The 19,599-nt window shown below is 50.5% G+C and carries 25 protein-coding genes; 16 read left to right on the forward strand and 9 right to left on the reverse strand.

Annotated elements, in window-relative coordinates; all coding sequences use genetic code 11:
* Window positions 1-3: 3 nt before the first annotated feature.
* Genes M3194_RS08015 through M3194_RS08030 form a run of 4 tightly spaced genes read left to right on the forward strand, consistent with a single transcriptional unit; the run spans window position 4 to window position 5,739 of the window.
* Window positions 4-1,173: a glucose-1-phosphate adenylyltransferase gene (locus M3194_RS08015; RefSeq protein ID WP_251652895.1), complete on the forward strand. Its 1,170-nt coding sequence runs from the start codon at window positions 4-6 to the stop codon at window positions 1,171-1,173.
* Window positions 1,170-2,282 carry a glucose-1-phosphate adenylyltransferase subunit GlgD gene (gene glgD / locus M3194_RS08020; protein ID WP_251652896.1) on the forward strand — a complete coding sequence of 371 codons (1,113 nt, stop codon included), beginning with the start codon at window positions 1,170-1,172 and terminating at the stop codon, window positions 2,280-2,282. The genes M3194_RS08015 and glgD overlap by 4 nt, the downstream gene beginning before the upstream one ends.
* Before the next feature lie 38 nt (window positions 2,283-2,320).
* A complete protein-coding gene (glgA, locus tag M3194_RS08025; RefSeq protein ID WP_251652897.1) occupies window positions 2,321-3,784 on the forward strand; it encodes a glycogen synthase GlgA in 1,464 nt (487 codons plus the stop codon).
* On the forward strand, window positions 3,766-5,739 hold the full coding sequence (locus M3194_RS08030) for a glycoside hydrolase family 15 protein (protein WP_251652898.1): 1,974 nt from the start codon (window positions 3,766-3,768) through the stop codon (window positions 5,737-5,739). The genes glgA and M3194_RS08030 overlap by 19 nt, the downstream gene beginning before the upstream one ends.
* Before the next feature lie 59 nt (window positions 5,740-5,798).
* On the opposite strand, the gene M3194_RS08035 is transcribed toward M3194_RS08030, so the two are convergent.
* From M3194_RS08035 to M3194_RS08060, 6 genes are all read right to left on the reverse strand, one after another.
* A complete protein-coding gene (locus tag M3194_RS08035) occupies window positions 5,799-5,930 on the reverse strand; it encodes a sporulation protein YjcZ (protein ID WP_251652899.1) in 132 nt (43 codons plus the stop codon).
* A gap of 120 nt (window positions 5,931-6,050) precedes the next feature.
* Window positions 6,051-6,461, reverse strand: a complete 411-nt coding sequence (locus M3194_RS08040; RefSeq protein WP_251652900.1) for a spore germination protein GerPE — start codon at window positions 6,459-6,461, stop codon at window positions 6,051-6,053.
* 16 nt (window positions 6,462-6,477) lie between these two features.
* Entirely contained in the window at window positions 6,478-6,699 is a 222-nt protein-coding gene (locus tag M3194_RS08045) for a hypothetical protein (RefSeq protein ID WP_285889164.1), read from the reverse strand.
* Between the two features lie 16 nt (window positions 6,700-6,715).
* Window positions 6,716-7,393, reverse strand: a complete 678-nt coding sequence (gene gerPC, locus M3194_RS08050) for a spore germination protein GerPC (RefSeq protein WP_251652901.1) — start codon at window positions 7,391-7,393, stop codon at window positions 6,716-6,718.
* A gap of 18 nt (window positions 7,394-7,411) precedes the next feature.
* Entirely contained in the window at window positions 7,412-7,615 is a 204-nt protein-coding gene (locus M3194_RS08055) for a spore germination protein GerPB (RefSeq protein WP_132304456.1), read from the reverse strand.
* Window positions 7,616-7,618: 3 nt separating this feature from the next.
* Window positions 7,619-7,849, reverse strand: coding sequence for a spore germination protein (locus M3194_RS08060; protein ID WP_015843867.1), 231 nt, complete (start codon window positions 7,847-7,849; stop codon window positions 7,619-7,621).
* Between the two features lie 162 nt (window positions 7,850-8,011).
* On the opposite strand from M3194_RS08060, the gene M3194_RS08065 reads away from it, so the two are divergent.
* The 11 genes from M3194_RS08065 (at window position 8,012) to mntR (ending at window position 16,380) form a co-directional block, all read left to right on the forward strand.
* Window positions 8,012-8,461, forward strand: coding sequence for an Hsp20/alpha crystallin family protein (locus M3194_RS08065; protein WP_251652902.1), 450 nt, complete (start codon window positions 8,012-8,014; stop codon window positions 8,459-8,461).
* 136 nt (window positions 8,462-8,597) lie between these two features.
* The gene (locus M3194_RS08070; protein WP_251652903.1) at window positions 8,598-8,798 is read left to right on the forward strand and encodes a hypothetical protein; all 201 of its coding nucleotides are present in this window, start codon (window positions 8,598-8,600) and stop codon (window positions 8,796-8,798) included.
* A 33-nt stretch (window positions 8,799-8,831) separates the two neighbouring features.
* Complete coding sequence (locus M3194_RS08075) at window positions 8,832-9,056, forward strand: hypothetical protein (RefSeq protein WP_251652904.1); 225 nt, start codon at window positions 8,832-8,834, stop codon at window positions 9,054-9,056.
* Window positions 9,057-9,149: 93 nt separating this feature from the next.
* On the forward strand, window positions 9,150-9,590 hold the full coding sequence (locus tag M3194_RS08080; RefSeq protein WP_251652905.1) for a Fur family transcriptional regulator: 441 nt from the start codon (window positions 9,150-9,152) through the stop codon (window positions 9,588-9,590).
* Window positions 9,590-9,865, forward strand: a complete 276-nt coding sequence (gene yidD, locus M3194_RS08085) for a membrane protein insertion efficiency factor YidD (RefSeq protein ID WP_251652906.1) — start codon at window positions 9,590-9,592, stop codon at window positions 9,863-9,865. Before M3194_RS08080 ends, yidD begins: the two co-directional genes overlap by 1 nt.
* Before the next feature lie 477 nt (window positions 9,866-10,342).
* Window positions 10,343-12,337 carry a methionine--tRNA ligase gene (gene metG, locus M3194_RS08090; protein ID WP_251652907.1) on the forward strand — a complete coding sequence of 665 codons (1,995 nt, stop codon included), beginning with the start codon at window positions 10,343-10,345 and terminating at the stop codon, window positions 12,335-12,337.
* Window positions 12,338-12,529: 192 nt separating this feature from the next.
* Window positions 12,530-13,486 (forward strand): metal ABC transporter substrate-binding protein, encoded by a 957-nt coding sequence (locus tag M3194_RS08095; protein ID WP_251652908.1) that lies wholly within the window; start codon window positions 12,530-12,532, stop codon window positions 13,484-13,486.
* A gap of 31 nt (window positions 13,487-13,517) precedes the next feature.
* Window positions 13,518-14,318, forward strand: a complete 801-nt coding sequence (locus tag M3194_RS08100; protein ID WP_251652909.1) for a metal ABC transporter ATP-binding protein — start codon at window positions 13,518-13,520, stop codon at window positions 14,316-14,318.
* Window positions 14,302-15,111, forward strand: a complete 810-nt coding sequence (locus M3194_RS08105; RefSeq protein ID WP_251652910.1) for a metal ABC transporter permease — start codon at window positions 14,302-14,304, stop codon at window positions 15,109-15,111. Before M3194_RS08100 ends, M3194_RS08105 begins: the two co-directional genes overlap by 17 nt.
* 21 nt (window positions 15,112-15,132) lie before the next feature.
* Entirely contained in the window at window positions 15,133-15,849 is a 717-nt protein-coding gene (locus M3194_RS08110) for a cytochrome c biogenesis CcdA family protein (protein ID WP_251652911.1), read from the forward strand.
* A 108-nt stretch (window positions 15,850-15,957) separates the two neighbouring features.
* Window positions 15,958-16,380 carry a transcriptional regulator MntR gene (mntR, locus tag M3194_RS08115; protein WP_132304478.1) on the forward strand — a complete coding sequence of 141 codons (423 nt, stop codon included), beginning with the start codon at window positions 15,958-15,960 and terminating at the stop codon, window positions 16,378-16,380.
* Between the two features lie 81 nt (window positions 16,381-16,461).
* Here the strand turns inward: mntR and M3194_RS08120 are convergent, their stop codons facing one another.
* Window positions 16,462-17,055, reverse strand: coding sequence for a uracil-DNA glycosylase family protein (locus M3194_RS08120; RefSeq protein WP_251652912.1), 594 nt, complete (start codon window positions 17,053-17,055; stop codon window positions 16,462-16,464).
* 168 nt (window positions 17,056-17,223) lie between these two features.
* Here M3194_RS08120 and M3194_RS08125 point away from each other — a divergent pair, with 168 nt between their 5' ends.
* Window positions 17,224-18,156, forward strand: a complete 933-nt coding sequence (locus tag M3194_RS08125; protein ID WP_251652913.1) for a patatin-like phospholipase family protein — start codon at window positions 17,224-17,226, stop codon at window positions 18,154-18,156.
* Here the strand turns inward: M3194_RS08125 and M3194_RS08130 are convergent.
* Window positions 18,150-18,446, reverse strand: coding sequence for a hypothetical protein (locus M3194_RS08130; RefSeq protein WP_251652914.1), 297 nt, complete (start codon window positions 18,444-18,446; stop codon window positions 18,150-18,152). The two genes, M3194_RS08125 and M3194_RS08130, sit on opposite strands and share 7 nt — an antisense overlap.
* 30 nt (window positions 18,447-18,476) lie before the next feature.
* Window positions 18,477-19,436, reverse strand: coding sequence for a DUF1385 domain-containing protein (locus M3194_RS08135; RefSeq protein ID WP_251652915.1), 960 nt, complete (start codon window positions 19,434-19,436; stop codon window positions 18,477-18,479).
* Between the last annotated feature and the right edge of the window lie 163 nt (window positions 19,437-19,599).

Consider the following 19,599-nt stretch of genomic DNA (forward strand, 5'->3'; position numbering starts at 1 on the left):
GTCATGGGTCGAAAAAAGGAAATGATTGCAATGCTGCTTGCTGGAGGAGAAGGCAAACGACTTGGCGTTCTCACGAAGGATTTGGCAAAACCGGCTGTTTATTTCGGGGGGAAATACCGCATTATCGACTTTACTTTAAGTAATTGCGCGCATTCTGGCATTGACACGGTTGGCGTTCTCACGCAATACCAGCCGCTCGAATTGAACCGGTATTTGGGCATCGGAAGCCCATGGGGGCTTGATCGCAAGGATGGCGGCATGGCCATTCTGCCTCCATACGTCAAACAAAAAGGCGGTGTTTGGTATAAAGGCACGGCCAATGCGATTTATCAAAATATTGCGTTTATTGAACGCTACGACCCTAACTACGTTCTGGTCATCTCGGGTGACCATATTTATAAAATGGATTACGATCTCATGCTGCAGCATCATAAAAAAACAGGCGCGGATATAACGATAGCGGGCATTGAGGTTCCATGGAAAGAAGCGAGCCGCTTTGGCGTCATGCATGTCGACGACGAGGACCGGATTACAGCATTCGAGGAAAAACCCAAAGCGCCAACCAGCAATATCGCGTCAATGGGCGTTTATATTTTCTCTTGGTCCGTTCTGCAAAAATACTTGGTTTATGACGAGGGCAGCCGAAATTCCAGCCATGACTTCGGCAAGGATATTATCCCTGCAATGATGAGAGACGGTCTTCATCTGAGCGCGTATTCGTTCCGCGGATATTGGAAGGATGTCGGCACGATCGACAGCTTGTGGGAAGCCAATATGGATCTGCTCGACGATAAGCCTGCGCTTGATCTGGCCGACAAGGATTGGCGCATCTATTCGGTAAGCCCGAACCGGCCGGCCCAATATATTGCTTCAGGCGCGAGCGTGTCCTCATCAATGGTGACGGAAGGCTGCATAGTTGAAGGCAAGGTTGAACGTTCCGTTTTATTTTTCGGCGTAAATACAGGCAAGAACAGTATCGTAAACGAATCGGTCATTATGCCGAATGTACAAATCGGCGAAGGTGCCCGCATCTACCGGGCGATTATAGGCGAGGGTGCGGTAATTGAAGACGGCGTATGCATTGGCAGTCCCAATGATGACGCCATAACCGTTGTTGCCGTAGGCGAAGTTGTAACCAATGAACCTGTATTGCTGGAGGTGGAGCCGTCATGAAGCATCAAGTAATGGGCGTTATCAATCTTATTCACGAAACAGATGATATGGAGCGGCTGACCCAGAACCGCTGCCTCGCTACCGTGCCGTTTGGCGCAAGATACCGGCTTATTGATTTCATCTTGTCGAGCATGGTGAACTCCGGAATCAATAAAGTGGCCGTATTCGCACACACGAAATTTCGTTCTCTAATGGATCATGTCGGTTCAGGCGACCATTGGGACTTAAATAACCGTCAAAGCGGCTTGTTCCTGCTTCCTCCGGCAACGGACGACATTCAGGAAGTCAGCCGCGGAGACTTATATCATTTCTATCAGCACCGTGACTATTTCAACCGTTCCACGCTTGAATACGTCGTGATTGCCCGCAGCCATATGGTCTGCAATATTGACTTCGAGCCTATTATTGAGGCCCATAAGGCGCGTGAGGCCGATATTACGGTTGTGTGCAAGGAGGATGCCGATCTGATGGGCGGCAAAGCGCGCAAGATGAAGATGGATGCGGATGGCCGGATCACGGCTATGCAGGACCATTATGGCAGAATGCACAGCAGCGTCTCCTCCATGGAGATGTACATCATGCGCAAAGACCTTTTGATGGAGCTTGTGGAGACTTCGTTGGCACAGGGGCAGGACCATCTGGTCCGGCACGCGATTTTCTCAAGAATCGATAAGCTTCGGGTCTTCGGTTATCTCCACGAAGGCTACCTGGCCGTAGTTAATACGTTGTCCAGCTTTTACCAAAGCAATATGAGCCTGCTTCGTCCAGAGGTATGGCGCGAGCTGTTCTTCCAGCCTGGCACCGTGTTTACGAAGGGCAAGGATGAACCGCCAGCTCGTTATTTGTGCACGTCCAAGGTGTCGGATTCGCTTATCGCGAATGGCTGCCGCATAGAAGGCACGGTAGAAAACAGTATTTTGTTCCGTGGTGTTCATGTCCGTAAAGGAGCCGTTGTGCGCAACAGCATTATTATGCAAAATGGCGACATCGGCGAGAACAGTCTGGTTCAGCACTGCATCCTGGATAAGGATGTGCGCGTGCAGTATGACCGCGATATCCGCGGTTCCTCCGATAATCCGTTTCTGGCAGGCAAACGCAAAATTATATAAAAGCAATAAAATTTGGATAGGGTATGAGGTGATCAGGCGTGAATATATTAATGGCCGCATCCGAAGCAAATCCGCTCGCCAAGTCGGGCGGGCTGGCTGATGTTGCAGGTGCTCTTCCCAAGGCGCTTAAGCAGCGGGGAGCCGATGCTAGAATTATTATGCCAAAGTATGAAGAGATCCCAGACTATTATATTCAGCAATTTGAGCGAATTGCGGAGTTTCAGGTGAATTTCGGATGGCGGAGCCAATATTGCGGCCTTATGAAGGCAGAAATCGACGGCATTATCTTTTATTTAATCGATAATGAGTTTTACTTCAGGCGAAAAGGGCTGTACGGGTATGGCGATGATGCCGAACGTTTTGTCTTCTACAGCGTTGCCGTCATGGAAGCGGTCAGGTACATGGATTTCAAACCGGATATTGTTCATTGTCATGACTGGCAGGCCGGACTAATTCCATTCCTGCTCCGTACCCGTTATTCGAGCGACCCTGCCTGGGATGGCGTTAAGTCTGTGTTTACCATCCACAACCTGATGTATCAAGGCTTGTTTGGCATTGAACTGCTGAAGGAGCTGCTGGGTTCGGGAGACGAGATGTTCACGGCCGACAAGCTGGAGTTTCATGGCGCGGCAAGCTGCCTGAAGGGCGGGCTTGTCTACGCGGACAAACTCACGACGGTCAGCGAAACCTACGCGAGCGAAATCCAGAGCTGGGAGTACGGCGAACGGCTCGACGGCATGCTTCGCAGCCGCTCCCATGATCTGATCGGGATCGTTAATGGCATTGACACCGAGTTATATGACCCGATGAATGATGATGCCCTACATACGCCTTACCGTTCCTCTATTGCCCGCAAGCGGAAAAACAAGCTGAGTTTGCAGGCAGAGCTTGGACTTCCCGAATCGGAAGAAGTTCCGCTGCTTGGCATCGTCAGCCGCCTTGTGGAATCCAAGGGGATGGATTTGATCGCCTGGAAGCTTGAGGAGCTCATGCAGGAAGATGTGCAGCTTGTTGTGCTTGGAGCGGGAGACTGGCATTACGAGAACGTCATGAATCATTTGGTTGCCCGTTATCCGGATAAAGCTGCCGTATGGCTTGGCTATAATGACCGTCTTGCAAGAAGGATCTATGCGGGCTCGGATATTTTTCTCATGCCGTCCCGGTTTGAGCCTTGCGGTTTAAGTCAGCTTCTTGCACTCCGTTACCGGTCTATTCCTCTAGTTCGGGAAACAGGGGGTCTAAAGGATACCGTGCAGTCCTATAATGAATTTACCGGGGAAGGCAACGGCTTCAGCTTTGCGAACTATAATGCGGACGATTACTGGCACACGCTCAAACGGGCACTGCACTTCTACCGTGACGAAACGGTATGGCGCAGTATTGTAGACAATGCCGGGAAAGAAGATTACAGCTGGAGCCGCTCGGCAAAAGCTTATATGGCCTTGTATGACCAACTTCTTGTTTCTCGAAAGGGGACTGAAAGATGGCCCGTCACCTTGTAATCGGCAATGGCAAACTGCTGCTCAATTTGGATCAACATTGTTTTATTCGGGATATTTACTTTCCGTATGTCGGACAGCTAAACCATGTGGGCGGTCACTATTGTCGGTTCGGGATCTGGATCGGAGGCGCGTTTTCTTGGCTGGACGAGAAGGAGTGGACATTCGAGCTGAATTATATCGAGGATTCCCTCGTGACGAATATTATTGCCAAGCATGAGGGGCTAGGCGTCGAATTGCAGATGAATGACGGTATTCATCAGCGCGAATGCATCTACATCAAACGGGTTGTTGTGCGCAACAGGAGGAACGAAAGCCGGGAAGCCCGGCTGTTCTTCCATCAGGATCTAATGATTGAAGGCTCGGAGGTAGGGGACACTGCTGCTTATTACCCGGAAAATAATACGATGTTTCATTACAAGCGCTCGAACTACTTCATGTTCAGCGGCTGCACGGATGAAGGCGGTATTATGCAATATTCCACCGGGATCAAAAGATTCCATTCGGCGGAAGGAACTTGGCGGGATGCGGAAGACGGCGTGCTGATGGGCAATACCATTGCCCAGGGCTCGGTTGACAGTACGATCGGATTGCGCACCACGGTTCCGGCGAATGGCGAGAAGACGCTGTATTACTGGATGTCGGTCGGCAAAAATCTGGAGGAAGTGAAGACTCTTCACAAATACGTGATGGATAATCATCCCGAGAAGCTGCTCAGCCGGATCGTGATCTATTGGAAGCACTGGCTTCAGCGCTCCGAGACCGATCTGGGAGATCTGCCAAAAGAGGTTATTCGGATGTTCAAGCATAGCTTGCTGCTTGTCCGGACTCAGGTCGATGAGCGAGGTGCCATATTGGCTGCCAATGATACCGATATTTTGCAATATAACCGGGATCATTACAGCTATATGTGGCCGCGTGACGGAGCGCTTATTGCCGAGGCGATGTCGCTCGCCGGCTATCAAAGCGTTATAGCGCCATTCTTCCATTTTTGCGCAAACGCTCTGTCGCCGGATGGCTATTTGTATCACAAGTACAATCCGGACGGCACGGTTGGATCCAGTTGGCATCCGTACATTGTGAAGGGGAGCCGGAGGATTCCCATCCAGGAGGATGAGACCGCGCTTGTCCTGTTTGCCTTGTGGCAGGATTACTCGCGCAATCAGGTTATCGAGCTGCCGCAGTCGCTATACAGCAATCTGATCCGCAAAGCGGCGTCCTTCCTCAGCGAATACATTGAGCCGGAGCTGTCGCTTCCCAAGCCAAGCTATGATCTTTGGGAGGAGCGCTACGGCATCTGGACGTACACGGCTGCATCCGTGTATGCCGGGCTGATGGCCGGCGCCTTCTTCACCGAGTTATTCGGGGATTACGAGCGGAGCGATCATTACCGCAATACCGCATACACGATTAAGAATGGCATACTAACCCATCTGTGGGATGAGGAATCCGGCCGGTTCGCCCGCGGGCTTGTTCAGCGGGATAACCGCTGGGTCAAGGATATGACGCTGGAGAGCAGCGTATTTGGCTTATGGGAATTTGGCGTCTTGTCCGTTCATGACGAGCGGGTGCAGAAGACGATGAAGGCCATTAAGGAAGGCCTGCAAATCCGGACTCATATCGGCGGTATCGCCAGGTATACGAACGATTATTATTTCCAGCAGTCCGGCGAGATTGATCAAGTGCCGGGCAATCCGTGGATTATTTGTACGTTATGGGTAGCCAATTACGAGATTGATTCCGCAGAGACGCTTGCCGATCTGGAAGGACCGCTGCAGACCTTGGAGTGGGTCGTAGACCACGCCTTGTCGAGCGGTCTTCTTCCGGAGCAGCTCAACCCGTTCGACGGTTCACCGCTCTCTGTCGCTCCGTTAACCTGGTCGCATGCGACCTTTGTGCATAGCGTAAGCAAATATGCCGCGAAGTATAAAGAACTCCATGGGACCGCAAAGTCTTAGTGAAGGAACGAAAGCCGCTTAGCGTCAGCTAAGCGGCTGTTTTATGCCCCAAGCGATAATTAGTAAAAGTTGCAGGTACGGATAATGATTACCAGCAATACAAATAGAACAAGGACGTAGGCAGCACTATTGTTCCAGACTCCTTGAACCGGTCCATAGCCTGTATTCGCTCCTGCTACAGGGTATCCCATTGTTCATTCCTCCCGAGTCATTGTTATTGTCGTGATTCCAAATCACAAGACCAATATATGAAGGGGGCACTCCGGGAAATTGGACATTTGTACCTGTGCGATTGGTTTTGGTGAATTCGCCTAGGTGACGTTTATCAGTGATTTCTCATATTGCCTGATATGCTTGATCCGCGACTCTGCGGTTGTCCGCATCGCATTGCCGGCAAGCAGGCTGGAGGTAGAGCCAACCGCCGTTACAAATACGCAGCCCACATTAATGCGCGGGCAGTGGTTTATCCGCCGGATAGAGACATCCTGGCCGGCTTCCGCTACCGGGTCAATAAGCTTCTGACGAGGACGGTTGAATATTTGATAGGATTCGAAGTACACGCTCCCTGCCTTGGTATGGTCAATGGCGCGTTGTACGGCGAGAGCGTTTAGTCTTGGTGTAGCTTCAGCCCGGTCACCGAATTGAATAATAGCTCCCAGGGAGACATCTACAACCGATACCAGGCCAATCTGGGAGAGGCGTATGGGATAAGACGGCTGCATTTCGAAAGATCTCCTCCTAACCGGCCATCGGGGCTTCGCCAACCGCATCCTCTTCGCCCTCGGGAACGGGAAGAGGGGCTATCGGACCAGCAATAATAGATTCAGGCGGTGTGTCAAACATCGAATATAAGGTGACATAATCAGAGTCGCCAATCTGGAGCATGGAGGCTGCCGATACCCCCAATATTTCAATGTTTCCCACGGTTAAACCGCAATTATGAACGGTGAAATTCACCATTATCCAACATCCCCCATCAGCTGCCGCCGCCATTTTTCAATAACTGAATATATCTTTGCATGGCAGCATCCGCATCTCGCACCGTTTTTGATATAATGACTTCTTTTTTCTGCTGCTCGGTTTGCGTCTCCTGCGCATGGCCATTAGGGCCTGATTCTGATTCACCGGGCTTAAGCTGCATATAGAAATGAATGCGGGTTGGCATCTGCTTGCGTATATCCTCAAGAACCATCTTGCGATGATAAGGATCAAGCTCTACCCCGTATTCCGACTCAAGCGCCACAAGCTTTTGCATCCCTTGAAGGCTCAAATACCGGTCCACCTCCGCCCGAACATCCGCATAAGGTTCAGAAGGCGGAATAAAGCCGGAAGGCGCTGCCGGATAAGTGTTAGGCGGCTTTGGGGGAACCGACAGCTGTTCGATGTCCCCGTCTCCGTTAGGTACGCCTGGCGGCGTCATGCCGATATTTAACGTGCCTTCCAGCTTCTCCACCTTTAATTGGTCAAAATGGTATTCCAGCTTCTCGATATGATAAGTGGGCTTGCTCTCCAGTTGCTTCAGCTGCGCGCTAATGGCCGCGAGCTGTTGCTCCAGCGAAAAGATTTGGGACTGCTGCGTTCTTAGCTTCGTCTGAAGCTCGAGCGACCAGGCTTGCCATGGAGACAGCCCATTGCCGGGCGGTTGCTGCTGCATCGTGACAGCCTCCTCTCATTAAGCGGGATCTGGAAGCGGAACAAGAGAGAGCGGGCTTTCTTCCCCAAGCTGGGGCGCAGGACCCGTGAACCCTCCCGAATTGTACATTTGCGATAAGGACCGGATCGATCCCGCACTTCCGACTTGCAGGACAGAGCTGTTCGATACGCTGTTTACTCTGAGCTGCTGTATAGTGATGGTCTGATAAATGGTCCAGTTCATGCGTTACACCACGGTTTCCAAATTGTTCTGCGAGTTGTCTTGAACATCCGGATCAAGCGTGTTAGTGGCACTGACGGCGTTGTTCGAGTTTGCCAGACTTCCCGTGAGGAACGAGCCGGAGCCAGCATAGGTTTTGGTCTGGCTGGATGGCGATACTTGAACGGCGTCACCGAATTGAACGACGGCACTTGAGCCGACGCTGACGACTTTGACAAATCCAACGATAGATGGCATGCGTACTCACCCTTTTCCCTTTAAGCATCTTGTATATTATCGTATGCGGCATTCGCCCAGAGGTTCCGCTGCCCGCGTGTGCGGGTGTCTCTGTTCTCGAAAAGTAGCGGCTCCGCCCAGCTTCGCATATATTGTAATGGAATGGCTGGAGGTGAACGGATCGTGGACAATAAATGGGATGAGCTTGAGAGATGGCTGGACGGCCAGCGTTTGCCAAAGGGCTTTGATGTCATGAAGGAACCGGATTGGGTAGAGAAATTTGTCAGGAAAATGATGACCAAGTCGCTGCCGGCAGCAGCTAATTCCATACTCGATCAGACGGAGGGAGATGAGGGGATATCGTTTTTCGAGACCCATCATTTCTTGCTCGTGAAGTTCCATCTCCCGCGTGAAGTAAACCGGGAAACGCTTCGCCTCTACGTTCGGGACGATCGGTTGCGGATTGAAGGCCTTCCCAACCAGCAGAAGGAAATCATCAAGCTGCCAAAGCTTGTTAAGCCGACCATATGCCAAGCGGTTGTGAAAAACTACATTTTACAAGTGAAGCTGCGTAAAAGGCCCAGGGCCGGCGCTTATCACGAAGCAGACATACGATGGTTGAAAGGCCGCTAGTTCCGGGCCTTGCGGCTGTCGTTTTTTTAATAGGACTTGTCACCGAATCTTACGGTTTGCGGCTGGCGAACGGATGGACAATCCCTTATAATGCTAATAGTGTGTACTTGCATTAATACATAGGGGAGTGTATGCAGTGACTTTAGTCGATGTCAGTGACATCTCTGCTTCATTATTTATTATCGGGGTCGTCTTTCTATTGCTCATTTTCGGGTTATTAAGTCTTGGCATTCTTCGTATGTTCCAGCAGCGCTTCCGTTACGGATGGGTTTGTTTTGCGGGGGCGGTTATCAGCTTTGTCGCCTTAATGATTATTTTGAACAAATGGTATTTATAGCGGGTATCTGCAGATGAGTAGGGGGTGCCCGTTATGATGTGGACGGCAATCTGGTTTGTTATTAATATGTTCTTCGTAGCATCGGTCATTACGCTGCTGTTCATGCACCGCTCCGTGACGGAGGCGGTACAGGATCCCGCAGGCGCAGCGCGCCTGGCAGCGGCAAAGAAGAGACGTAAGGTCGTATCGATCTTAAGTCTGGTGTTATTTCTGGCTATGTGTGCAAGTTTTCTGATAAACATGCGCCTGAACGGTTGATCAGGCTGCATCTGAGAAGAGGCTCTCATTGACGAGAGTCTTTTTTTTCGGCATTATGAATAGAAAGAGACTTTTTTGTCGGAGGTTCTTACCTTGCATACAATAGAAGAAATTATACAACGAATGACCGGACAAGGACTTCGCATCACGGATCAGCGCAAATCGCTGGCCAAATTATTCGCGGAGACCCCGGGGTACCTGGCACCTAAGGAAGTTTATGAATATATGGGCAAATCCTACACGGGCTTAAGCTTTGATACCGTGTACCGCAATCTGCGCGTGATGGAGGAGCTTGGCGTTATCGAGCAGGTCATCTTTGAGGATGGCGTAAAGTTTAAGCTGCATTGCAGGGAAAACGAACATCACCACCATATGATCTGTCTGCAATGCGGCCGGACGTATCCGATTATATTCTGCCCCATGGAGCAGACTGCAGTGCCGGATGATTTCCGAGTGGTGAAGCATAAATTTGAAGTGTTCGGTTATTGTAAAGACTGCATTCAAGAAGAAGCCGCGGCGGCGGGAGAAAACTGATGGCGGGAGGCCGAACAGCTGTAAGAGTGCTGAAGGCGCCGGTTATCTTCTATCGGAAGGTTATTTCGCCTCTCACTCCGCCGACCTGCCGGTATTATCCTACCTGCTCCGCATACGCTTTGGAGGCATTGGAGAAGCATGGCGCGGTCAAAGGCTCGTGGCTGGCCGCAAAGCGGATTGCACGCTGCCATCCCTTTCATCCGGGAGGCTATGACCCGGTACCGCCTGCGGCGGGAGAGCGGGAGGAAGAAGCGGGAAGCAAGGCTGCTCCTTGACAATAGAGCGCCCAATTGGTTATATTTTGTCATATAAGCATATTTGGTATATTCGATGAACGGATAAGTACGATGAAGACGCCATAACAGAGAGCCGGGCAACACGCTGGAAGCCGGTATGGATAAGCATCCGAAGATGGTCCTGGAGAATCCGTTTCCGAGCCTGAAAGGTTGGGTAAGGAGATGGCGCATGGCTGGCGTTAACAGCTTTGCCGCCCTACGCAGGCGGCACACGAAGCTGCTGTGCTGATGTTATTTTGCTCTAGCGCAGCGGGAATTTGGGTGGTACCGCGTGAGTGAATGTACTCTCGTCCCATGTTGGACGGGAGTTTTTTGCGTTCAAATATAAGAAAGGATAGGTTGTTGTTCCATACCTTGCTTATATTTCGCCGCGAAAAGCAGGCTGCTCCTCCTAGGAATGGCGCAGCCGCTTACGCTTGTCAGGCTTAAATACGTAAATAAATGGAGGAATAAGAGATGGGTAAAGATAACAAAACCTTTTATATTACGACACCGATTTATTATCCGAGCGATAAGCTTCATATCGGGCATGCGTATACAACGGTAGCAGGCGATGCAATGGCCCGCTACAAACGTCTTCGCGGGTATGATGTCTGGTATTTGACGGGCACGGACGAGCATGGCCAGAAGATTGAGCGCAATGCGAAAGACAAAAATAAGTCGCCGCAGCAGTTTGTTGACGATATTGTAGTTGGCATCAAGGAGCTATGGTCAAAGCTTGAGATTTCGAACAATGATTTCATCCGTACGACGGAGCCCCGTCATAAAGAAGCGGTTGAGAAAATTTTTGCCCAATTGCTGAAGCAAGACGACATCTACAAAGGCGAATACGAAGGGTGGTACTGTACGCCTTGCGAATCGTTCTTCCTTGAGCGTCAGCTTGTGAACGGCAACTGTCCGGATTGCGGCCGTCCGGTTGAGCTGGTGAAGGAAGAGAGCTACTTCTTCCGGATGAGCAAATATGCAGACCGTCTTCTGAAGCATTACGAGGACAATCCGGAATTCATTCAGCCGGAATCGCGCAAGAACGAGATGATCAACAACTTCATTAAGCCGGGTCTGGAAGACCTCGCGGTATCGCGCACGACATTCGACTGGGGCGTTAAAGTTCCGGGAGATCCGAAGCATGTCATCTACGTGTGGATTGACGCGCTGTCGAACTATATTACGGCCCTCGGTTATGGTGCGGAAGGCAATAGCAGCGATCTGTATGACCGCTTCTGGCCGGCGGATGTTCATCTTGTCGGCAAGGAAATCGTCCGCTTCCACACGATCTATTGGCCAATCATGCTGATGGCGCTTGATCTGCCGCTTCCGAAGAAGGTATTTGCCCATGGCTGGCTGCTGATGAAGGACGGCAAAATGTCGAAATCGAAGGGGAACGTGGTTGACCCGGTAACCCTGATTGACCGTTATGGCCTGGATGCGGTCCGCTATTATCTGCTTCGCGAAGTACCGTTTGGATCAGACGGCACTTTCACGCCAGAGAACTTTGTTGACCGGATTAACTTCGATCTGGCCAATGACCTGGGCAACCTTCTGAACCGTACGGTTGCGATGATCGACAAATATTTCGGCGGCGAGATCCCTGCTTACGGCGGCAATGTTACGGAATTTGATGAGTCTCTTCAAGTGCTTGCCTCCGAAACCGTCCGTCAAGTCGAAGCGTCAATGGAGACGATGGAGTTCTCGGTTGCACTCGCTGCCATCTGGCAGTTCGTGAGCCGTACGAACAAATATATTGATGAGACTTCTCCTTGGGCACTTGCAAAGGATGAAGCGAAGAACGCCGAGCTGGCTTCCGTCATGTATCATCTGGCTGAATCGCTCCGCATCATCTCGATTCTGCTTCAACCGTTCCTGACGCATGCTCCTCGCGAGCTGTGGCGTCAGCTTGGTCTCGAGGAAGGCGAATTGACCACTTGGAACAGCACAAAGGGCTTTGGCCAGCTGCCGGGCGGCACGCGCGTAAGCAAGGGAGCTCCGGTCTTCCCTCGTCTGGACGCAGCCGAAGAAGTGGCTTACATTGCTGCCGCAATGGGCGGCGGAGCTGCCGCTAAGCCAGAACCGGCTGCACCCGCAGCGGACACTGCCGCGCAAGCAGCAGCGCCGGTTGTCGAAACGAAAGAAGAAATCGGCATCGAAGATTTCGCCAAGGTGGAGCTTCGCGTTGCTCAGGTAATTGCAGCCGAGCCGGTACAAAAAGCCGACAAGCTGCTGAAGCTGCAGCTGGATCTTGGTTACGAGCAGCGCCAGGTCGTGTCGGGCATTGCGAAGTTTTACACGCCGGAGCAAATGGTTGGCCGCAAAGTTATTTGCGTGACGAACCTGAAGCCGGTCAAGCTGCGCGGTGAGCTGTCGCAAGGGATGATTCTTGCGGCATCGCACGGAGATCAGCTGACGCTTGCAACAGTGCCGGATGACATGCCAAACGGTGCAATTGTGAAGTAAGGATGTGTGCTTTAGGGGACCGCCCGGATCTGGAATCCGCGGCGGTTCTCTTGCGTACGGACGTATGGCCGGATATAAGCGCGTTAATAGTAGATAATAGTTTATAGTTGACAGGGGTTAACACCACTCGTATAATCTTAAACGTAATAGTAACGATTACTAACAAGAGTGATGGAAATGGAGATTATACGAATGCGTTATATGAAATCTATCAGCCTGCTGCTGCTGGCGGTAACTTTATTGCTGTCGGCCTGCGGGAATAACACGAATAAAACGCTTGTTGAGGGCAAGACCAATGTTGTGACCAGCTTTTATCCCCTCTATTATTTGGCTTCGCAGATCGGGGGCGACAATGTCAATGTCGTTAACCTCATCCCTGCCGGCGTCGAGCCGCATGACTGGACGCCCAAGAGCAAGGATCTGACCATCGCATCGAAAGCGCAGCTTTTTCTATACAACGGGGCCGGCCTGGAAGGCTGGACGGATGATTTCCTTAAAGGCTTGCCGAAGAACAACGGGCTTATCGCTGCAGAGATGAGCAAGGGGATCGAGCTGATTCACGGCAATCCCGAGGAAGAGGAAGAGCATGCCGGTGAAGACCATGATCATGAAAATGATCTCGATGTTGATCCTCATACCTGGGTAAGTCCAAAGTCTGCTATAATTATGGCGGCGAATGTAAAAGACAGCCTGATTCAGGCGGATGCTGCCCACAAAGATCAATTTGAAGCCAATTATAAGGAACTGGTGGGTAAGCTCGAAGCGCTGAACGATGAGTTTGAGAGCAAGCTGGCTGCCGCTCCGCATAAGTCGATTGTTGTATCCCATCAAGCCTTTGGTTATTTGGCCAGAGATTACGGACTGAAGCAGATCGCCATAACGGGGTTGTCTCCCGACGCGGAGCCTCGTGCGCAGGATCTCCTGGACGTAGCGAAGCTGGTAAAGTCGGAAGGCATTAAGTATATTTACTTCGAAGAGCTTGTCTCTCCCGACCTGGCAAAGACTATCGCCAGCGAGACCGACACCAAGCTATTGGTCCTTAACCCGATTGAAGGACTTACTCCGAAACAGGAAAAGGCCGGAGAAGATTACGTAAGCCTTATGGAACAAAATCTGCAAAATTTATTGACCGGACTGCAGGAAAAATAACCTGGTATTGGCGAGAGAGAGGAGGGCAACGATGCAAAATAACAGTTGCCACCAAGATATAATAACGCTTGAGAACGTATCCTTTTCCTATCAGAATCAAGCGGTTCACAGAGGGCTTAATTTCTCGGTGAAGGAGCGGGACTTTATTGGCCTGATCGGCTCCAACGGCGCGGGCAAAACCACTTTGCTGCGCATGATCGTTGGGCTCCTTAAGCCGGAGAGCGGAAACATCCGCCTGTTTGGCAAGCCGGTATCCCAATTCAAGGATTGGGACCGAATCGGTTATGTTCCGCAAAAAAACTCCTTCAATCCCTTGTTCCCGGCGACGGTTCGGGAGGTTGTATTGTCTGGCCTGTACAGCCGCAACAAGCTGTTCCGCAAAATCACGAAGGCTGACCAGAAGAAATGCGATGACGCGCTGCACGCGATGAACATCGAGGATTTGGCAATGAAGCGGATTGGCGAGCTGTCCGGCGGACAGCAGCAGCGCGTGTTTTTGGCGAGAGCGCTGATTAATAATCCCTCGCTGCTTATATTGGATGAACCTACGGTCGGAATTGATTCGGAGACGCAGGAAGGCTTCTTCCATATGATCAAGCATATGCATCAACATCACAACATTACGTTTTTGATGGTATCGCATGACATGGAGATGATCCGCTCTTATCTGGGTCAGCAGCCTGCAGCCGAGAGCGGCAAGCTGAAGTTCTATAAGAAGCATTCGCATGATCTGCAGGATTGCGTAGAGAATGATTTGACGCATAGCTTGAAGGAGCTTCGTCAACAAATGGAGAGCAGGAGAGAGGTCGTTACGGTTGGAGATCTTGGCTAGTGAGTTTTTTCAGCGGGCATTGATCGGAGGCATACTGATCGGGATAACCGCCCCCCTTATGGGCATCTTTCTGGTGCTGCGCCGTTTATCGATGATTGGGGATACCTTGTCCCATGTTTCGATTGCGGGAGTAGCTCTCGGGTTCCTGATAGGCGTCTATCCGGTTGCTGTTGGCTTAATATTCGCGATTATTGCTTCGTTCTTTATCGAGAAGCTGAGGAAGACCTATAAATCCTATGCCGAATTGTCCATAGCCATTATTATGTCGGGCGGCGTTGCGCTGGCCTCGATTATGTTTACAATGGGCAGAGGCTACAACGTGAACGTCAATGGCTATTTATTCGGCAGCATTCTTACCCTTGACAATGTGGATTTGATTACGATTGCCGTCGTAACCATTGTCGTGCTCGTTGCGATCATATCCCAGCAGAAGGAACTGTTTTTGCTCACGTTTGACGAGGATGCGGCAGCTGTAAGCGGCTTGCCCGTTCGGTTCTATAATGTTATGATTAGCGTGCTTACTGCACTTGTCATTAGCGCATCTATTAAAATCGTAGGAGCGTTGCTTGTTTCGGCACTGCTTACCATCCCTGCAGCCTGCAGCCTCATTATTGCGCGCAGCTTCCGTCAAAGCGTCATTACGGTCGTTATCATCGGCGAGCTGGCCGTTGTTCTTGGACTGATGCTGGCAGGAGTGTGGAACCTGGCGCCGGGCGGTACAATCGTGTTGTTATTGATTGCGATTATGCTTGTTCTTCTTCTGCTGAAGCGCGGTATGAAGATGGGCAGTTAACTTCGACTGAGGTGTTTAACTTTGGATAACATTAACGTATGGCTGGCGTTTGGCGCCGGCTTTGCTTCATTTATCTCGCCTTGCTGCCTGCCTTTATATCCCTCGTACTTATCTTACATAACCGGCATTTCCGTCAGTGATCTGAAGCAAAATAACCATACTTCCCATATGAGAATGAGAACGATGTCTCATACGCTATTTTTCATTCTCGGGTTTTGTACCGTTTATTACACGCTGGGCTACGGCTCCAACGTGTTCGCAGAGTTCTTCAGCCAATACGAAGATCTTATCCGTAAACTCTCCGCCATATTGATCGTATTAATGGGATTATTCCTCGCCGGAATCTTCCAGCCTCAAGTGCTTATGAAGGAACGCCGCTTCAACTTCGATCCGTCGAAGAAAACGGGTTATCTCGGTTCCTTTATATTTGGCGTAGGCTTCTCGGCAGGTTGGACGCCATGTATCGGTCCTGCATTAACCGCGATTTTAGCGCTCGCGGCATCGAAGCCGGGAACTTGGTTCCAGCTTACCACTGCGTACGCTTTGGGATTTGCGATTCCATTCTTTTTGCTGGCCTTCTTCCTTGGCTCGGCACGCTGGCTGCTGAAATATTCGTCGGTTGTCATGCGCATTGGCGGAGGTGTCATGGTGCTTATGGGGATTCTTCTGTTTACCGATCAGATGACCAAAATCACGATTTGGCTGAACCAGGTGACACCTGCTTTTATGAAGTTTTAATGACATGGCGTAAGCAAATCGGCTTGCAGACGCATCAAAAATCGTTGTATGATACTAAGAGTAACGCCATGAGACAAGGTGTAGAATGCAGGGTTAGGGGGTTCTTCATTGCCGACTCCGAGCATGGAAGACTACTTGGAACGTATTTATAAGCTTATTGACGAGAAAGGCTATGCGCGCGTATCGGATATAGCCGAAGGGCTTGAGGTGCATCCTTCATCTGTCACCAAGATGATTCAGAAGCTGGACAAAGACAATTACTTGATCTACGAGAAATACCGCGGGCTTGTTCTGACGAGCAAAGGGAAGAAGATGGGCAAACGGCTTGTTGACCGACATCATTTGCTTGAGTCGTTCCTGACGATTATCGGCGTTCAGGAGGAGAATATTTACCGCGATGTGGAAGGCATCGAGCATCATTTAAGCTGGGATTCAATCACTTGCATTGAGACGTTGGTTGAATTCTTTAACCGTGAGCCATCTCGCTTGGACGAGCTGAGAGGGATCCGGACCGAACTGGATACGGAATGAAAGCTCGCCGCTTGCGGCGGGCTTTTTTAGTTGTCTGATGTGGGAGGGCAGCGCAAAAAGCCCACCGCGAAAACTTGCATTCTAGATTTCGCTGTTCTTTATACCAAGCACATCCCAAACCATCTCTCTTATCTCCGGTACCCTTGTTTCTTCAAATGACGGGTGGGTCTTGAACCACCTCACATTTAGAGGAGAAGGGTGGGGAAGAACGATGGCAGGTTTGCCGTTAAGCGGGTTGTTCTTGAAAACCAAATCTTCGAAGCTCTCTTTCGGGAACAAGTATTTTGCTGCGCGGGCGCCAATTATGATATAGAGCTCGTTATCGACCATTTCGATTTCTTTTGCCAGCCATTTATTCGCACAAGCAAGAGGAGGAGGATTGTCGCCGCCTTTCGGATGCTTGCCCGGGAAACAATGCGCCATTCCGGACATATAAAAGTTATCTTCATTGTAGAAAATCTCATCTGTGATTTGGTACCACTGATACTTCAATTTAGCTCCGGAAGGGTCGTTAAAAGGCCGGCCGGTTTCATGTACCCGCTTGGACGGAGCTTGGCCGATCTGCATGATTTTTGAATGCTCTTTCCCATGAAAGACGGGTTTTGGCATGAATCCGAACTTTTGCTTACAGTCCTGGCACATCAAAATTTGTTCTTTTATGTCATAAAAACTCATTGTCTGATCTCCGTTGCTTGCCTATTTTCCTCGTTGCCGAGAGAATTGCGTATATTCCGTTACCTATTTTCTCACAAACACTAACATGTAGACAATTCTCCCTTGCATATATACTTCTGATGGAAGCCGAATCCACGCTGCTTCCGTTGTCCGGAGGAGGATGCGGAAGTGAAGATTAACGCGGTGTTTGAAGGCGGAGGGGTGAAGGGCATATCCCTGGCTGGAGCAGTTAGAGCGGCGGAGATGCAGGGAATTGGCTTTGAGCGGGTAGCGGGGACGTCAAGCGGAGCAATTATCGCAGCGTTGATAGCGGCCAATTACAGCGGTCTTGATATTAAAAGGATAGTAGAGACTACTCCGTTCTCGTCATTTCTGAAACGGTCTTTTATTTTTAATATGAAGGTGATAAGTCCCGCATTGCGGCTGCTCGTTAAAAAGGGGCTGTACAGCGGAGAAGCGTTGGAGTATTGGATTTCGTGCTTGATGGAGGCAAAGGGAGTTCGGACGTTTGGGGATTTGCCGGACTGCAAGCTTCGCATTGTTGCTTCCGACATTACGAACGGCCGGCTTCTCGTGTTACCGGAAGATATTAGGATCTACGGCATGGATCCGAAAAAATTGAGCATAGCCCGCGCGGTCAGGATGAGCGCCAGTATTCCTTATTTTTTCGACCCGGTCATCGTCCGCTATTCGAAGCTCCAGTCGTCCTTAAACCATAAAGGAAAAGAGAAGCCTCAGCTTCAACAGGCCTATATTGTAGATGGGGGGCTGCTGAGCAACTTTCCGCTCTGGCTGTTCGATAAGGAGCAGGCAGGGAGGACCAATCCGGTTCCGACGGTAGGCTTCCAAATGGTCGGTAAAAACGACAACGAACCGCATGAAGTACGCGGTCCGTTGTCTATGCTTGAAGCAATATTCGAGACAATGATGCAGGCTCATGATGAGCGTTACATTAAAAAATACGCCCGGGACCGGACTGTGAAGATTCCCACCTTGGGTATAAGAACAACCCAATTTCATCTGCCCGAGGGCATGGCGGAAAAGCTGTTTCAGTCCGGCTTCCGGGCGGCCAATCAGTTCTTTGAAGGATTTCGTCAGTGATACTTCGGCAAATCATCGTCATCTTTGCCGCCATCAATAACGCGGAACGGTGCCCGGCGGGACTTCGGTTTCTGCCGCGGAGTCGTTCTGGTCTGTCTTACATGAGGCTGCTGTCTGACCCGGACACGGGTACCCCATGTGTTAGGCGGATATTTATACAGCAGGAAAATCCCGCCCAGTACAAGGATGGGAATAAGAAACGAAGCAAGATGCTGTCCGATTCCGTATAAAATCCCGATTGCCAGTAGGGTCAGCACGATAATAGACGATGCGTTCCATCTCCGCGGCATAATATCACCTGTCCTTTATATTGGAATAAATTAAGCTTTGATGCTCATTTGCTTGTCGAGCTCGCGCATCCGGTTGAAGGAAGCGATCGATACGGCTACTTGATCATCCTTAGGCTCTTTAGTCGTAAGAAGCTGAAGCCACAGCCCAGGATAGCCCAGATAGCGCAATACCGGTACGTCACGCAGGGCGTTTGTCCAGCGGAGTACTTCGTAAGAGATGCCGAGGGTTACCGGCAGAAGCAGAATCCGGATATAGACGCGTTCCCAGATCGTATCCCAATCAAAGACGGGAAGGGAATAAATGATAACCCCTACGATCACGGTAAAAATGATAAAGCTGCTGCCGCAGCGGTAATGCAGCCTGCTGTACTTTTGCACGTTTGATACGGTTAATTCCTCGCCCGCTTCGTAAGCGCTGATGACCTTATGCTCTGCGCCATGGTATTGGAACAGCCTTTTAATTATGGGCGTCATCGACATGAGATACAAGTAAACAAGCAGGATAATCAATTTAATAAGTCCCTCTAACAGGTTATGACCGATTTTGTTCTCGAATACATTCTCGAACAGCAAACTTTCAAGCGCTGCCGGGGCAGCGGTCAAGAGCAGCTTGCCGAATATAAATGAGATAACGCCGGCAGCGGCAACCCCTACGATCATCCCGAGGCTCCAGCCGGATTTTTCTTTCTTCTGAGCGGCAACCTTCTCTGCCTCTGACATATCCGCAGTCTCGTCCTCCGCGTAGGCTTCCATAGAGAAGTTCAAATGCTGCGAGCCCTTGGCGCTGGAATCAATAATCCCGACAACACCACGGACGAGAGGAATCCTCTTAAGCGATTGTATCCACCGCTGCGTCGTGCGGGGCACCTCGTAAAATACGATCTCATCGTTCTTTCTGCGAACAGCGGTTACATTTACGTGCTTGCCTGCGAACATGACGCCTTCGATCACAGCTTGTCCGCCGTAAATGCTTGTAGTGTTTTGAGACAAGAGCTTGTCACCTTCCTTAATAGTATCGTCCCGATCAGGTGACGAAAGGTATAGATCCATTGTACTTGATCGCCTGTGTTTTTGCCAACGCCATCATCTTGGTTATCCGCGGTGCTATCGTTGCATACTAGGAAAAGGTTTGAAGCGGATAATGAATGGAGGA

Source organism: Paenibacillus glycanilyticus (assembly GCF_023715145.1).
GTDB classification, from domain to species: Bacteria; Bacillota; Bacilli; order Paenibacillales; family Paenibacillaceae; genus Pristimantibacillus; species Pristimantibacillus glycanilyticus_A.

What these genes read in the sequence shown, in the direction of transcription:
- M3194_RS08015 (WP_251652895.1), top strand. Translation starts at nt 4, where the DNA reads ATGGGTCGAAAAAAGGAAATGATTGCAATGCTGCTTGCTGGAGGAGAA.
- glgD (WP_251652896.1), top strand. Translation starts at nt 1,170, where the DNA reads ATGAAGCATCAAGTAATGGGCGTTATCAATCTTATTCACGAAACAGAT.
- M3194_RS08030 (WP_251652898.1), top strand. Translation starts at nt 3,766, where the DNA reads ATGGCCCGTCACCTTGTAATCGGCAATGGCAAACTGCTGCTCAATTTG.
- M3194_RS08035 (WP_251652899.1), bottom strand. Translation starts at nt 5,930, where the DNA reads ATGGGATACCCTGTAGCAGGAGCGAATACAGGCTATGGACCGGTTCAA.
- M3194_RS08040 (WP_251652900.1), bottom strand. Translation starts at nt 6,461, where the DNA reads ATGCAGCCGTCTTATCCCATACGCCTCTCCCAGATTGGCCTGGTATCG.
- M3194_RS08045 (WP_285889164.1), bottom strand. Translation starts at nt 6,699, where the DNA reads ATGGTGAATTTCACCGTTCATAATTGCGGTTTAACCGTGGGAAACATT.
- gerPC (WP_251652901.1), bottom strand. Translation starts at nt 7,393, where the DNA reads ATGCAGCAGCAACCGCCCGGCAATGGGCTGTCTCCATGGCAAGCCTGG.
- M3194_RS08055 (WP_132304456.1), bottom strand. Translation starts at nt 7,615, where the DNA reads ATGAACTGGACCATTTATCAGACCATCACTATACAGCAGCTCAGAGTA.
- M3194_RS08060 (WP_015843867.1), bottom strand. Translation starts at nt 7,849, where the DNA reads ATGCCATCTATCGTTGGATTTGTCAAAGTCGTCAGCGTCGGCTCAAGT.
- M3194_RS08075 (WP_251652904.1), top strand. Translation starts at nt 8,832, where the DNA reads ATGATGTGGACGGCAATCTGGTTTGTTATTAATATGTTCTTCGTAGCA.
- yidD (WP_251652906.1), top strand. Translation starts at nt 9,590, where the DNA reads ATGGCGGGAGGCCGAACAGCTGTAAGAGTGCTGAAGGCGCCGGTTATC.
- metG (WP_251652907.1), top strand. Translation starts at nt 10,343, where the DNA reads ATGGGTAAAGATAACAAAACCTTTTATATTACGACACCGATTTATTAT.
- M3194_RS08095 (WP_251652908.1), top strand. Translation starts at nt 12,530, where the DNA reads ATGCGTTATATGAAATCTATCAGCCTGCTGCTGCTGGCGGTAACTTTA.
- M3194_RS08100 (WP_251652909.1), top strand. Translation starts at nt 13,518, where the DNA reads ATGCAAAATAACAGTTGCCACCAAGATATAATAACGCTTGAGAACGTA.
- M3194_RS08120 (WP_251652912.1), bottom strand. Translation starts at nt 17,055, where the DNA reads ATGAGTTTTTATGACATAAAAGAACAAATTTTGATGTGCCAGGACTGT.
- M3194_RS08130 (WP_251652914.1), bottom strand. Translation starts at nt 18,446, where the DNA reads ATGCCGCGGAGATGGAACGCATCGTCTATTATCGTGCTGACCCTACTG.